Origin of the sequence: Spongiactinospora gelatinilytica (assembly GCF_003236385.1) — a bacterium.
GTDB classification, from domain to species: domain Bacteria; phylum Actinomycetota; class Actinomycetes; order Streptosporangiales; family Streptosporangiaceae; genus Spongiactinospora; species Spongiactinospora gelatinilytica.
Window position 1 is genome coordinate 1 of the sequence record NZ_POUA01000199.1, and the last position, 13,798, is coordinate 13,798.

General features: G+C 70.3%; 12 protein-coding genes, 1 pseudogene and 1 riboswitch. Of the genes and pseudogenes, 7 read left to right on the plus strand and 6 right to left on the minus strand.

Features of this window, described 5'->3' with window-relative positions; all coding sequences use genetic code 11:
• A partial coding sequence (locus tag C1I98_RS23155; protein ID WP_111169536.1) for an alpha-ketoacid dehydrogenase subunit beta occupies nucleotides 1-904 on the minus strand: 904 nt, incomplete at its 3' end.
• Entirely contained in the window at nucleotides 901-2,067 is a 1,167-nt protein-coding gene (gene pdhA / locus C1I98_RS23160) for a pyruvate dehydrogenase (acetyl-transferring) E1 component subunit alpha (protein WP_111169546.1), read from the minus strand. The genes C1I98_RS23155 and pdhA, both read right to left, overlap by 4 nt.
• A 308-nt stretch (nucleotides 2,068-2,375) precedes the next feature.
• Between pdhA and purS the strand changes: the two genes are divergently transcribed.
• The 4 genes from purS (at nucleotide 2,376) to purL (ending at nucleotide 6,246) form a co-directional block, all read left to right on the plus strand.
• Nucleotides 2,376-2,633 (plus strand): phosphoribosylformylglycinamidine synthase subunit PurS, encoded by a 258-nt coding sequence (purS, locus tag C1I98_RS23165; protein WP_111169537.1) that lies wholly within the window; start codon nucleotides 2,376-2,378, stop codon nucleotides 2,631-2,633.
• Nucleotides 2,634-2,857: 224 nt separating this feature from the next.
• Nucleotides 2,858-3,247 (plus strand): ATP-binding protein, encoded by a 390-nt coding sequence (locus C1I98_RS23170; RefSeq protein ID WP_306461906.1) that lies wholly within the window; start codon nucleotides 2,858-2,860, stop codon nucleotides 3,245-3,247.
• A gap of 66 nt (nucleotides 3,248-3,313) precedes the next feature.
• Nucleotides 3,314-3,994 carry a phosphoribosylformylglycinamidine synthase subunit PurQ gene (gene purQ, locus C1I98_RS23175; RefSeq protein ID WP_111169539.1) on the plus strand — a complete coding sequence of 227 codons (681 nt, stop codon included), beginning with the start codon at nucleotides 3,314-3,316 and terminating at the stop codon, nucleotides 3,992-3,994.
• Entirely contained in the window at nucleotides 3,991-6,246 is a 2,256-nt protein-coding gene (gene purL / locus C1I98_RS23180) for a phosphoribosylformylglycinamidine synthase subunit PurL (protein WP_111169540.1), read from the plus strand. Before purQ ends, purL begins: the two co-directional genes overlap by 4 nt.
• 37 nt (nucleotides 6,247-6,283) lie before the next feature.
• Here purL and C1I98_RS23185 read toward each other — a convergent pair whose 3' ends face one another.
• Nucleotides 6,284-8,095, minus strand: a complete 1,812-nt coding sequence (locus tag C1I98_RS23185) for an acyl-CoA dehydrogenase (protein ID WP_111169541.1) — start codon at nucleotides 8,093-8,095, stop codon at nucleotides 6,284-6,286.
• Nucleotides 8,096-8,227: 132 nt separating this feature from the next.
• A riboswitch (guanidine-III (ykkC-III) riboswitch) is annotated at nucleotides 8,228-8,287 on the plus strand.
• Between the two features lie 29 nt (nucleotides 8,288-8,316).
• On the opposite strand from C1I98_RS23185, the gene C1I98_RS23190 reads away from it, so the two are divergent.
• Entirely contained in the window at nucleotides 8,317-8,640 is a 324-nt protein-coding gene (locus C1I98_RS23190; RefSeq protein ID WP_111169542.1) for a DMT family transporter, read from the plus strand.
• 203 nt (nucleotides 8,641-8,843) lie between these two features.
• Here the strand turns inward: C1I98_RS23190 and C1I98_RS23195 are convergent, their stop codons facing one another.
• Nucleotides 8,844-9,302, minus strand: coding sequence for a hypothetical protein (locus C1I98_RS23195; protein ID WP_111169543.1), 459 nt, complete (start codon nucleotides 9,300-9,302; stop codon nucleotides 8,844-8,846).
• A 149-nt stretch (nucleotides 9,303-9,451) separates the two neighbouring features.
• On the opposite strand from C1I98_RS23195, the gene C1I98_RS23200 reads away from it, so the two are divergent.
• Entirely contained in the window at nucleotides 9,452-9,952 is a 501-nt protein-coding gene (locus C1I98_RS23200) for a GNAT family N-acetyltransferase (RefSeq protein ID WP_146607580.1), read from the plus strand.
• On the opposite strand, the gene C1I98_RS23205 is transcribed toward C1I98_RS23200, so the two are convergent.
• Nucleotides 9,939-11,981: a molybdopterin-containing oxidoreductase family protein gene (locus C1I98_RS23205; protein ID WP_233508103.1), complete on the minus strand. Its 2,043-nt coding sequence runs from the start codon at nucleotides 11,979-11,981 to the stop codon at nucleotides 9,939-9,941. The two genes, C1I98_RS23200 and C1I98_RS23205, sit on opposite strands and share 14 nt — an antisense overlap.
• Nucleotides 11,982-12,003: 22 nt before the next feature.
• The gene (locus C1I98_RS23210) at nucleotides 12,004-12,744 is read right to left on the minus strand and encodes an isocitrate lyase/PEP mutase family protein (RefSeq protein ID WP_111169545.1); all 741 of its coding nucleotides are present in this window, start codon (nucleotides 12,742-12,744) and stop codon (nucleotides 12,004-12,006) included.
• 274 nt (nucleotides 12,745-13,018) lie between these two features.
• On the opposite strand from C1I98_RS23210, the pseudogene C1I98_RS23215 reads away from it, so the two are divergent.
• Nucleotides 13,019-13,798 (plus strand): annotated as a pseudogene (locus C1I98_RS23215) (hypothetical protein); the annotation flags it as partial.

Below are 13,798 nucleotides of genomic sequence, written 5' to 3' on the forward strand. Positions count from 1 at the left end.
GCGGGTAGGGCGTGGAGAACCCGCCCACGCGGATCACCGGGGCCTCCAGCCGGTAAAAGCACGGCTCGGTGAGCCGCGCCGCGAGTTCGGCGCCGAAACCGCTGTAGATGGGGGCCTCGTGGACCACCACGCACCGCCCGGTACGGCCGACCGACTCGACCAGCGTCGCGGTGTCCAGAGGGTTGAGCGAACGCAGGTCCACCACCTCGATGGACCGCCCGTCCTCCTCGGCGGCGGCAGCGGCCTCCAGGCAGGTCTTCACCATCGGCCCGTACGCGAGCATGGTGAGGTCGTCACCCCGCCGCACGACGGACGCCTTGTCCAGCGGCTTCCAGTCCTCCGCGCCGGAGATGTCCACGTCGGCCTTGTCCCAGTAACGCCGCTTGGGCTCGAAGAAGATCACCGGGTCGTCGCAGCGGATGGCCTGCTGGAGCATGGAGTACGCGTCCACCGGGTTGGAGCAGGCGACGACGCGCAGGCCGGCGGTGTGCGTGAAGTACGCCTCGGGCGACTCGCTGTGGTGCTCGACCGCGCCGATGCCGCCGCCGCAGGGGATGCGGATCACCACGGGCAGCTTGAGCGCGCCGAGCGAGCGCATCGGCATCTTCGCGAGCTGGGTGATGATCTGGTTGGTCGCCGGGAACACGAACCCGTCGAACTGGATCTCGCACACCGGCCGGTAGCCGCGCAGCGCGAGGCCGATCGCGGTGCCGACGATGCCGGACTCGGCCAGCGGGGTGTCGATGACACGATCCTCGCCGAAGTCCTTCTGCAACCCGTCGGTGACCCGGAACACGCCGCCGAGCCTGCCGACGTCCTCGCCCATGACCAGGACCTTCGGGTCGTCCTCCATGGCCTTGCGCAGGCTCTCGTTGATCGCCTTGCCCAGGCTGAGCGTGGTCATCGGGTCTCACCTCCGGCCGCGTCGTCGAATCCCGCCAGGTAGGCGGCGAACTGGTCGCGCTCCTCCGCCGTCAGCGCGTGCGGCTCGGAGTAGACGTGCTCGAACATCGCCAGCGGGTCGGGGTCGGGCAGCTCCAGACATCGTTTGCGCACGTCGCGGCCGAGGGCGTCGGCCTCCGTGTCCACGGCGTCGAAGAAGTCCTGGTCGGCGAGCCGGTTCTTGAACAGGTACGCCTTGACGCGCTCGATCGGGTCCTTGAGCTTCCACGCCTCCAGCTCGGTGGCGACCCGGTACCGGGTCGGGTCGTCGGAGGTGGTGTGCGCGCCCATCCGGTAGGTGAACGCCTCGATCAGGGTGGGGCCCTGGCCCTCGCGGGCGGCCTTGAGCGCCTGCGTGGTCACCGCGAGGCAGGCGAACACGTCGTTGCCGTCCACCCGGACGCCGGGGAAGCCGAAGCCGCTGGCCCGCCGGTAGAGGGGGATGCGGGTCTGCTTCTCCAGCGGTTCGGAGATCGCCCACTGGTTGTTCTGGCAGAAGAACACGACCGGCGCGTTGAACACGCTGGCCCAGGTGAACGCCTCGTTGACGTCGCCCTGGGAGGTGGCGCCGTCGCCGAAGTACACGATGGTGGCCGAACCGTCCTCGCCGACCGCGCCGTCGCGCTGCATGCCCATGGCGTAGCCGACGGCGTGCAGGGTCTGGGTGCCGATGACGATCGTGTAGAGGTGGAAGTTGTGCTCGGCCGGGTTCCAGCCGCCGTGGTTCACGCCGCGGAACATGCCGAGCAGCTTGACCGGGTCCACGTCGCGGCACCAGGCGACACCGTGCTCGCGGTAGGTGGGGAAGGCCATGTCGGCGTTGGTCAGCGCCCGGCCGGAGCCGACCTGCGCGGCCTCCTGGCCGAGCAGTGAGGCCCAGAGCCCGAGTTCGCCCTGCCGCTGGAGCGAGACCGCCTCCAGATCGACGCGGCGGACCATGACCAGGTCGCGGTAGAGGCTCTTGACCTCGTCCGGGGTCAGATCGATGTCGTAGTCGGGGTGGTGGACCCGCTCGCCCTCGGGGGTGAGAAGCTGGACGAGAGGGGGTTCGTCCGTCCCCGTGTTCGCCGGGGAGAACGCCCCTGTGTTCGGTCTGGTGAAGTCGTGAGAGGCGTCGGTCGTCACGTGCCGCTCCTGTACGCTCGGGGCCGGGCGGATGGGATCGCCATCCACATTCGGCCGGTTGCCCACACGTACGTCCCAGATGGTTGTGGGCCGTGCGCGTATGTGCACATCGTGGCAGAGGCCACAGCGGGGTGCGCAAGACCCGAGCCCTGTCCACTTCATGCGTCCACTTCATGTCCTTCCCCTGTGGCCCGCTCCAGATGTGCCCGATGTGCGGCACATCACACGTTCGTACCGCCCGCTCGGCACATCCCCCGGCCTGGAGTAGCCTGGAGCCGCTCATCCCCGCCCCATCCTGGAGGAACACCGTGGCGCGCGCCATCGTCGACGTCATGCTGAAGCCCGAGATCCTTGACCCGCAGGGGCAGGCCATCGCCCGCGCGCTGCCGCGCCTGGGGTTCTCCGGGGTCTCCGCGGTACGCCAGGGCAAGCGATTCGAGATCGAGCTGGACGGCCCCGCCGACGAGGCCGCGCTTGCGGACATCCGAAAGATGGCCGAGACCCTGCTGGCCAATCCCGTGATCGAGGACTTCACCGTTCGCGTCGAGGGCGAGACGGCGGAGTAAAATAGCACATTTGACGCACAAAGCTTGCACAGCATGACGTAAAGCGGGCTCAGGACGTGCCACAATCCCACAGGTTGACCAACAGTAAATAACAACAGCGTTATTTTGCGGTTAGGCCCGATTTCTCGGGGAAGCCTTGTCAAGGTGACGATCCGCGACGGGGAGGGACTCGGGTGGACATCGAGTTCTCGCTGGCTCTTCCACGAGATGCAGTAGGTATTCCGATGGTCCGCCGAGTGTTGGGCGATGCCCTGCGTTCGCTCGGCGTGGCCGAGACCTGCGTCGCAGACATCCTGCTGGCCGCCTCCGAGGCGTGCGCCAACGCGGTACGGCACGGGGGGCCGGCCAACCGCTACCAGGTGCTCGCCGCGATCGGGGAGGGCCGCTGCGATCTGCGGGTCATCGACAGGGGCCTCGGCCTGACCGTCGTCCCCGACCGCTATCCGCCCGCCGACATGGAGAACGGCCGCGGCATCCTGATCATGCAGGCGGTCGTCGATGAGATCTTCTTCAACAGTGAACCTGGCCGTGGCACCACGGTCCACCTGCGCAAACGGCTTTCCTGGGACGAGGAGGCGGCGGCGAGCCGAGACCTGGCACTGGCCGCTGTCTGACCGCGGGTAGCCTTCATGTCGCAAGCATGTCGGCGGCGCCCTGGTGCGCGGAGGGGAAATACGGCGATGAGTGCTGCCCGTGTGGGCGTGGTCACTTTTCCGGGGACACTGGACGACCAGGACGCCGCGCGTGCCGTACGGCACGCCGGGGCCGAGCCGGTGCCGCTGTGGCACGCCGACACCGACCTGCGCGGCGTGGACGCCGTGTTCCTCCCCGGAGGCTTCTCCTACGGCGACTACCTGCGCTGCGGGGCCATCTCCCGGTTCGCGCCGCTGATGGGCGAGCTGGTGCCCGCGGCCCGCGCCGGGCTGCCGGTGCTCGGCACCTGCAACGGCTTCCAGATCCTGTGCGAGGCCCACCTGCTGCCCGGCGCGCTGGTGAAGAACGCCGGCCTGCACTACATCTGCCGTGACCAGCGGCTGCGCATCGAGTCCACCGCCACCGCCTGGACCTCCGCCTACACCCGCGGCCAGGAGGTCGTGATCCCGATCAAGCACGGCGAGGGCCGCTACGTGGCCGACGCCGAGACGCTGGCGGCGCTGGAGTCCGGCGGCCGGGTGGTCGTGCGCTACCTGGGCAACCCCAACGGCTCGCTCAACGACATCGCGGGCGTCAGCAACGAGGCGGGCAACGTCGTCGGCCTGATGCCGCACCCCGAGCACGCCCTGGAAGACCTCACCGGCGGGCCGGGCACCGACGGGCTCGGCTTTTTCACGTCCCTCCTCAAGACCATGGTGAACGCATGATCGACTCTGTTGGCCGCGCCGCGGAGACCCCGCAGGAGCCGCAGCCGTACGCCGAGCTGGGCATGAAGGACGACGAGTACCAGCGGGTGCGCGACATCCTCGGCCGCCGGCCCACCAGCAGCGAGCTGGCCATCTACAGCGTCATGTGGAGCGAGCACTGCTCCTACAAGTCCTCCAAGGTGCACCTGCGGCAGTTCGGCACCAAGGCCCCCAAGTCCGAGGCCCTGCTGGTCGGCATGGGCGAGAACGCGGGCGTGGTCGACATCGGCGACGGATGGGCGGCGACCTTCAAGATCGAGTCGCACAACCACCCCTCCTACGTCGAGCCGCACCAGGGCGCGGCCACCGGCGTCGGCGGCATCGTGCGCGACATCATGTCCATGGGCGCCCGCCCCGTCGCGGTGATGGACTCCCTGCGGTTCGGCGCGGCCGACGCGCCCGACACCCGCAGAGTGCTGCCCGGCGTGGTCGAGGGCATCAGCTCCTACGGCAACTGCCTGGGCCTGCCCAACATCGGCGGCGAGGTCGTGTTCGACCCCTGCTACATCGGCAACCCGCTGGTCAACGCGCTCTGCGTCGGCCTGCTGCGGAAAGACCAGATCAAGCTGGCCACCGCGCCGGGGCCGGGCAACCAGGTCGTCCTGTTCGGCGCGCTCACCGGCCCTGACGGCATCGGCGGCGCGTCCGTGCTCGCCTCGGCGACCTTCGAGGACGAGTCGCAGGCCAAGCGGCCGAGCGTGCAGGTCGGCGACCCGTTCATGGAGAAGCTGCTGATCGAGTGCTGCCTGGAGCTCTTCGCGGCCGACGTGGTCGTCGGCATCCAGGACCTCGGCGCGGCCGGCGTCGCCTGCGCGACCACCGAGCTGGCCGCCAAGGGCACCGGCGGGATGGACGTCCGGCTGGACCTCGTGCCGCTGCGCGACCCCAGGCTGCGCCCCGAAGAGATCCTGATGTCGGAGTCGCAGGAGCGGATGATGGCGGTCGTCACGCCCGCGGACATCCCGGCCTTCATGGAGATCTGCCGTAAGTGGGACATCCCGGCGACGGTGATCGGCGAGGTCACCGACACCGGACGGCTGGTGATGACCTGGCACGGCGAGACCATCGTGGACATCGAGCCGGGCACCGCCGCCGACGAGGGGCCGGTCTACCAGCGGCCCTACGCGGAGCCCGCCGGGCAGCACGCTCTCAACGCCGACGACCCGTCCCGCCTGGCCCGCCCCGGCGACCTCGGCGCGACGCTGCTGCGCCTGCTCGGCTCGCCCAACCTGGCCTCCAAGGAGTGGGTGACGAGCCAGTACGACCGATACGTGCGCGGCAACACGGTGCTCGCCCAGCCCGCCGACGCGGGCGTGCTGCGCATCGGCGAGGTCATGCCGGGCGCGTCCGAGACCGTGCGGGGGATCGCCCTGGCCACCGACGGCAACGGCCGGTACGCCCGGCTCGACCCCTACTGCGGGGCGCAGCTCGCGCTGGCCGAGTCCTATCGCAACGTCGCCGTCACCGGCGCGCGCCCGCTCGCCGTCACCAACTGCCTCAACTTCGGCTCTCCGGAAGACCCCGAGGTCATGTGGCAGTTCGCCGAGGCGGTACGCGGGCTGGCCGACGCCTGCCGGGCGCTCGGCGTGCCGGTCACCGGCGGCAACGTGTCCTTCTACAACCAGACCGGGTCGGCCGCCATCAACCCCACGCCGGTCGTGGGCGTGCTCGGCGTGCTCGACGACGTACGCCGGCGCGTGCCGCACGGGTTCACCGGCCCCGATGAGCGGGTCCTGTTGCTCGGCGAGACGACCGCGGAGTTCGGCGGCTCGGAGTGGGCGCATGTCGAGCACGGGCACCTCGGCGGCCTGCCGCCGCGGTTCCAGCCGGAGGTCGAGCGGGCCCTGGCCACCGTCCTCACCGAGGCCGCCGCGCGCGGCCTGCTGACCGGGTCGCACGACCTGTCCGACGGCGGGCTCGCGGTGGCGCTGGCCGAGTCGTGCCTGGCCCACGGGGTCGGCGCGACGGTCAGCCTGCCGCCGGGCGACGACCCGTTCGTGGCGCTGTTCAGCGAGTCGGCGAGCCGGGCGCTGGTCACCGTACGCCCCGAGTCGTTCGACGCCTTCGCCGCGCTGTGCGGCAAGCACGAGGTGCCCTGCACGACGCTGGGCACCACGGGCGGCGCGGCGCTGTCGATCCCCGGCGTGCTGGACATCCCCGTCGAGACCCTGCGCACCACGCACGAGGGCACTCTGCCCGCCCTGATGGCCTGACCCGGCTTAAGCGCGGGTCAGGCCGCCGCGAGCGGTTCTAGAAGGCGTCCTCAGGCAGGTCCATCAGGTCCAGCCCGGTGGCGGCCAGCGCCCGGCGCTCGGCCGCCAGCCGGGGCAGTACGTTCTGCGCGAAGAACGCGGCCCCCGCCACCTTGCCGGAGTAGAACGCCCGGTCGGTGTCGCCGTCGGCGAGCGCCGTCAGCGCCACCTCGGCCTGCCGGAGCAGCAGCCAGCCGATCACCAGGTCGCCCAGCGCCAGCAGGAACCGGGTGGTGTTCAGCCCGACCTTGTAGATCTCTCTGGGGGCCTCCAGCGAGGACAGCGCCCAGTGCGTCATCGTGTCGCCCATCGCGGTGACGTCGGCGACGGCCTCGGCCAGCAGCCCGCGCGCCTCCTTCAGCCGGCCGTTGCCCGCCTCGGAGGTCGCGAACGCCTCGATCTCGCCGACCAGCGAGCGCAGCGCGCCGCCCTGGTTGCGGACGATCTTCCGGAAGAACAGGTCCATGCCCTGGATCGCGGTCGTCCCCTCGTAAAGGGAATCGATCTTGGCGTCCCTGATGTACTGCTCGATCGGGTAGTCCTGGAGGTATCCCGAGCCGCCCAGCGTCTGTAGCGAGCGGGTCAGCATCTCGTAGGAGCGCTCCGAGCCGACCCCCTTCACCAGGGGGAGCAGCAGGTCGTTCATGGCGTGCGCGGCCGTGTCGTCCGGGTCGAGCCGGACGGCGTCCTGGTAGGTCGCGGCGAGCAGCACCAGGGCCCGCATGCCCTCGGCGTAGGTCTTCTGCATCATCAGCTCACGCCGTACGTCGGGGTGGTTGACGATGGTGACGCGGGGGGCGGTCTTGTCGGTCATCTGCGTCAGGTCCGCGCCCTGCACCCGCTCCCTGGCGAAGGCCAGCGCGTTGAGGTAGCCGGTGGACAGGGTGGCGATGGCCTTGGTGCCGACGGTCATCCGGGCATGCTCGATGATCAGGAACATCTGCTTGATGCCCTCGTGCACGTCGCCGACCAGCGTACCGACCGCGGGGTGCCGCTCGCCGAAGGTCAGCTCGCAGGTCGTGGAAACCTTCAGGCCCATCTTCTTCTCAAGGTTGGTCACGTAGACGCCGTTGCGCTCGCCCAGCTCGCCGGTTTCGAGGTCCACCTGGTACTTCGGCACGACGAACATCGACAGGCCCTTGGTGCCCGGCCCCGCGCCCTCGGGGCGGGCCAGCACCAGGTGGACGATGTTGTCGCTCAGGTCGTGCTCGGCCCCGGTGATGAACCGCTTGACGCCCTCGATGTGCCAGGTGCCGTCCGGCTGCCTGATCGCCTTGGTACGGCCGGCGCCCACGTCGGAACCGGCGTCCGGCTCGGTCAGCACCATGGTGGCGGCCCAGTCGCGCTCGATGGCCAGCTCGGCGAAGCGCTTCTGCTCGGGGGTGCCGACCGTCCACAGGGTGTGGCAGAAGCTGGCGCCCCCTGCGTACATGAAGGCGGCCGGGTTCGCGCCGAGGACCAGTTCGGAGACCGCCCACACCAGGCTGGGCGGCACGCCGGGGCCGTTCAGCTCGGGCGGCAGCGCGATCTGCGCCCAGCCGCCCTCGACCAGCGCCCGGTAGGACTTCTTGAAGCTCTCCGGCATGGTCACCGAGGCGGCGGCGGGGTCGAACACCGGCGGGTTGCGGTCACTGTCCTCGAACGAGTCGGCCAGTGTGCCGGTGGCCAGCCGGTTCGCCTCGTCCAGGATGCTGCGCGCGGTGTCCTCGTCGAGGTCGGCGTAGCGGCCGGTGCCCAGGATGTCCCCGCGGCCGAACACCTCGAACAGGTTGAATTCGAGGTCGCGTACGTTGCTCTTGTAATGACCCATGGCCCCGCTCCGTCAGCATGTTACGTACTGGTCAGTAACCTCTCCTAGGATGCTACCCGCCAGTAACCGGGTCAACCGGGGTATGCCGCAGGGGACCGTTCACCCTGTCGGGGGACGTTTGCTAGCGTGCGAGTTGAGGCCCGGCCTCCCGGACGAGACGCGCCGTACCCGGCTCCGACAAGACGACGCATCGACAGCCGTCCGTGAGAGGGAGAAGAGGCATGGCCTGGTTGATTCTCATCGCCGCCGGAGTGTTCGAGGTCGCGATGGCGTACTCGCTGAAGATGAGTCACGGGTTCACCCAGGTTTGGTGGGCGGTGTCCTTCGGGGTGTTCGCCGTGCTGAGCTTCGGGCTGCTGGCGATGGCGCTGAAGAGCCTGGAGGTGGGCACCGCCTACGCGGTGTGGACCGGCATCGGCGCGGTCGGTACGGCGGTGGTCGGCATCCTGCTGCTCGGCGACGACGCCTCGATCGTCAAGATCGTGTCCATCGGGCTCATCCTGACCGGCGTGGTCGGGCTGAACCTCGCGGGTGCGGGGCACTGAGCGGGCCGGTCGCTTCGCCGCCCTCGGGGCCGGGTCGCCGCAGGACCATCGTGGTCCTGACGATCGGGCATGGGTGACCATGCCGGCCCCTGAGGGCGTCGAGTCGTTTCGGAGCCGTCTGTTCGGGTCTGTCCGTTCGGGTCTGTCCGTTCGGGTCCGCCGGCGCCTGTGCGGTTGATGGGGCCGGCTCGCGTACGACCACCTCAGCGGGACTGGACGGCACGTCCCTTGAGCGCCACGGCGAGCACCCCGGCGATCAGGTAGATCACCGCGCCGCCCCACACGGCGTCCCACGCCGCGCCGAACATGCCGTTGCCGTCCAGGATGAGCTGCACCGGGTACATCAGGATCGCGGCGGCCGCGGCCGGATAGAGCGCGAACTTGAAGGGGTGCCGCAGCGACCACACCCGGGCCTGCCGGGTGACCCGGTCGCTCACGTCGGGCCGGGCGATCGCCCCGACGGCCGCGATCAGCGTGAACAGCGTGATCCCCAGGCACAGCGCCCAGGTCGGACTCGCGGGGCCGGGTAGCAGCCACCCCATGGTCAGGCTGGCCGCGGCCACCGCGCCACCGCTGATCACGGCGGCCTTCCAAGGCGCCCCCCGCAGGGCCGCGCCGGCGAGCGACATCTCCTCGCCCCGGGTCAGTTGCTTTTCGTTCATATCCCAAGAGTGCGTCATCGACTCGTCACCTCACATCGGGGACAAACCCTGATTGACCCCCTACCCGCCCTGACAGGGCGGTCCTTCCCGGCGAGTCACGATCTTGAACGTTACGATTGCGGCGGGAACCCGGTGATTTGGGGGAGAACGTGAGTGATGTGGTGATCGATCGCCTGGCGGTGGGCGAGGGGCGGCGGTTCCGCGAGATCCGGCTCAGGGCGCTGGCGGAGTCGCCGCACGCCTTCGCCTCCACCTACGCCAAGGAGGCCGCGATGTCCGACGCCGAGTGGGAGGCCCGCCTGGCGGAGGGCACGCCCGCGCGGTACGTCGCGGTGGCCGACGGGGCGGACGTCGGACTGGTCGGCATCTTCATGGACGAGCGGGACGAAGTCCCCGGAACAGCGCACCTCATCGCGATGTGGATCGATCCCGCCCACCGCGGGCGCGGCATCGGCTCGCTGCTCGTGGACGAGGCCCTGGCCTGGGCCCGTACGGCCGGCGCCCGCCGGGTCGGCCTGTGGGTCGTGGACGCCAACGACCCCGCCTTCGCGCTCTACCGGAGCAAGGGATTCGCCCCGAGCGGCCGGACGATGGCGCTGCCCTCCGACCCCAGCGTGACCGAGACCCAGTGCGTGCTCACGCTGGACTGATCTCCACGAAGTTGTCGTGGAAGGCCACACCCGGGCCCAGATCGGTGTCGCGCTCCTCCACCACCGCGTTGACGTTCGTCCCGCCGGGGCTGAGCTTGGCCCAGTGACCCTTGAACGTCGCGGCCACGCCGGGCCGCACCCGGTCGCTGATCTCCACCTCGGCGGTGAACTCGCCGTGCGCGTTGAACACCCTGGCCCACTGGCCGTCCGTCAGCCCCCGCGCGGTCGCGTCCGGCTCGCTGACCAGCACCTTCGGCCCCTTGGCACGGCGGCGCAGCTCGGGGTTGTTGGCGAAGATCGTGTTGAGGAAGGTGTGCGAGGCGGGCGTGACCAACATCAGCGGGTACTCGCGCGAGGTCACCCGGGACGTCATCGGCGGGATGTATCCGGCGACCCTGGGCAGCCCCAGGGCCGCCGCCCGCTCCGAGACGAACTCCAGCCGCCCGCTCGGCGTCGGAAACCCCTCCGTGAACGGCACGAACGGAGTGGGCACCGCCAGCCGTACCCAGCCCTCCTTGCGCAGCCGGTCGAGCGTGACCCCGGAGAGCGCCGGATCGCCCGAGCCGAGCAACTGCTCGGCCAGCTCAAGGTCGGAGTCGAACAGCGCGGGCTCGGTCATCCCCATGTGCCGGGCCAGCCGGCGGAAGGTCTCGGTGGTGGACAGGCACTCGCCGGGCGGCGGCACGGCGGGCTCGTTCCACACCAGGTACATGTGGCCGTAGCCGCCGTGCAGGTCGGCGTGCTCGATCTGCGTCGTGGCCGGGAGCACGATGTCGGCGTAGTCGACCGTGTCGGTCGGGAACTGCTCCATGACCACGGTGAACAGGTCTTCCCTGGCCAGCCCGCGGCGGACGCGGCTCTGGTCGGGGGTGCTGCCCAGCGGGTTGGCCGCGTACACCCACAGGCACTTGACCGGCGCCTCGGTGTCCTCCAGGCCCTCGGCCAGGCGGGTCATGGTGAGCTTGCGGACCGGCTTCTCCAGCAGGTCGAAACGGGCATCGGGGTAGATCGGCATGTGGTCGGCCGTGGAGTAGCACACGCCGCCGCCCGGCCGCCGCCAGTCGCCGGTCACGCCGGGGATGCAGGCGATCGTGCGCATCGCCGTACCGCCGCCGTCGTGGCGCTGGATGCCCATGGTCGCGCGGATGCCGGTGGGCCGGGTGGTGGCCAGCCGCAGGCCGAGAGCGCGGATGGACTCCTCGGGCAGGCCGGTGATCTCCGCCACCCGCACCGGGGGAAATTTCAGGATCTCGGCCCTGAACTCGTCCCAGCCGTGCGTGTGGTGCTCCAGGTAGTCGCGGTCCTCCGCGCCCTCCTCCAGCACCACGTACAGCAGCCCGAGCGCCAGCGCGGCGTCCGTGCCCGGCCGGATCGGCAGGTGCTCGTCGGCCTGGTCGGCGGTCCGCGTGCGGATCGGGTCGATCGCCACCACGTACGCGCCGCCCGCCCGCGCCTCCTGCACGAACTTCCACAGGTGGTGCCCGGTGGTCAGCGTGTTGGTGCCCCACAGCAGGATCAGCCGGGACAGCGCGAACGTCTCCGGGTCCATCCCGGCCGAGGTGCCGTTGGTGAGCTTCAGCCCCTCGTTGCCGGACCGCGCGCAGATGTTGAGGTCGTGCCGAGACGCGCCGATCACGTTCCAGAACCGCCACCCGGCCAGGCCCATCTCGCCCTGGATGTACCCGAGCGTGCCGGTGCCCTGGTACGGCCAGATCGCCTCCCCGCCGTGCTCGGCGACGATCGCGCGCAGCCTGGCGGCGATCTCGTCGAACGCCGCCTCCCAGGTGATCCGCTCGAACCGGCCCTCGCCCTTCGCGCCGACCCGGCGCATCGGATAGAGGATGCGGTCGGGGGCGCTCGCGTGCTCCAGGTACCGGTTGACCTTGACGCACAGCGCGCCGCGCGTGAACGGGTGCTCCGGATTGCCGCGCATCGAGGTGGCCACGCCGTCCTTGACGGTCACCACCCAGGAGCAGGTATCCGGGCAATCCAGCGGACAAGCCCCCAGAACCTTCAGATCCCCCGACACCCGGCCGATTCTAGCCACCCGGCTACTCGTCTCCGTAGGGGCTGGCCCCGGCCGCGATGCGCTCGGCCATGCCGCGCACGGCGTCGATCATCGCGTGGTACAGGCCGCCGCCGAAGGTCACCCTGGCCACGCCCAGCTCGGCCAGCCTCGGCAGGCTCGGGCCGTCCGGCGTGAACAGCACGTTGACCGGGCCGGGAACGCGCTCCACCAGCTCGGCGATGGCGGCCTCGCCGGGGGCGAGGATGGGGTAGACGCAGTCCGCCCCAGCGTCGAGGTAGGCGATCGACCTTTTCACGGCGTCGTCCGTCGTGCCGCCGTGCAGGTAGACGTCGACCCTCGCGTTGATCACCAGCTCGGGGGCGGCCTGCCGTACGTCTGACAGCCACCGGACCTGCTCGTCCACCGGCACGAGCCCGGACGCCGGGAGCGCGGAGTCCTCAAGGTTGCAGCCGACCGCCCCGGTGTCCAGCAGGCGGGCGGCGAACTCCTTGGCGGGCAGGCCGTACCCGGCCTCGGCGTCGACCGTGACCGGTACGTCCACCGCGCCCGCGATCCGCGCGGCCGCCGCGAACATCTCCTCGACCGGCGCCCCCTGCTGGTCGGTGTGCCCCAGCGACTCCGCGATGCCGCTGCTCGGTGTCGCCAGCGCGGGAAAGCCCGTCGCCGCGAAGACCTGGGCGGTACGCGCGTCCCAGACGTTGGGCAGTACCAGCGGGCGGTCGGCAGAATGGAGATCACGCAGTCGCTTTGCAAGATCACTCATAGTGACAGGCTAGGCGGGCCGGTCCCCGCGACGGGAGGTCCACTCACCCGCGAAACGGGCCGTCCACTTGGCCGATACGGGCGAGAAGACAGGACATGAGGACCGTGGCCACAGCACCATGGAGGGACCGCACCGGCCCGGGGACCACGGTCGGTGATATAGGCATGAGGGTTGAGGGAAGCGTGTGTGCGGGACAAGAGATCTTGAAGTGTTGACAGATCTTGATGTTCCCGCATAACGCGCGCCCGGTTGGAAAGGGGCAGAATCGCGGGCGGTGACACAAATAAGGGATCACGACGGGGTGGAGAACCCGGAGAAGGACACGACGTCCTCCCCGGGCGATCCGGCCATGTCCACCCCTGACGACAACTCAGCGGACGGCTCGGGCCGAGATACGGGCCGGGTGACTCCGGGGGGTGACACGACGAGGGACACGCCGGTGCTCGTCGTGGAGCCGCTGCTGCCGCAACGCCTGCGGCGGCCCTCCGACGCGCTGCGCTGCCTGGCCAGCCTGCTCATGGTCATCGGGGTCGTGCTGCTGGCCCTGGTGGCCAAACAGACGCTCAACGGCATCGAGCAGGACGTCGAGGTCGGCACCTCCCGTGCGCCCTTGCCGCTGGTGATGATCGCCGGCTTCGTCGGCGGCGGGGCCGTGCTCATCATCCCCGCCGCCCTGGCCGTCGAGCGGGTCTTCCACCGCGACGGCCTGCGGGTCGCCGAAGGACTGATCGCGGCCATCGCCGCCGTCCTGGTCGCCTTCGGGCTCGGCGAGTGGCTCATCATGGCCTCAGAAGACCTCCGCCAGCTCCTCACCGGCGGCAGGGCGGGCGTCGAGCCGCTCAACACCCTGCTCACGTCCGTCGTGGCCTACATGACCGCGGTCCGCATCTCCCGCCGCCCCACCTGGCGGTCGCTGATGTGGGTGGCCATCGCGCTCGACGTGTTCGCCCTGTTCACCGGGGCCGACGCCACCGCGCTCGGCGTCATCGTGAGCATCCTGGTCGGCCTCGGCGTCGGGTACGGCACGCTGTACGCGATCGGCAGCCCCAACACC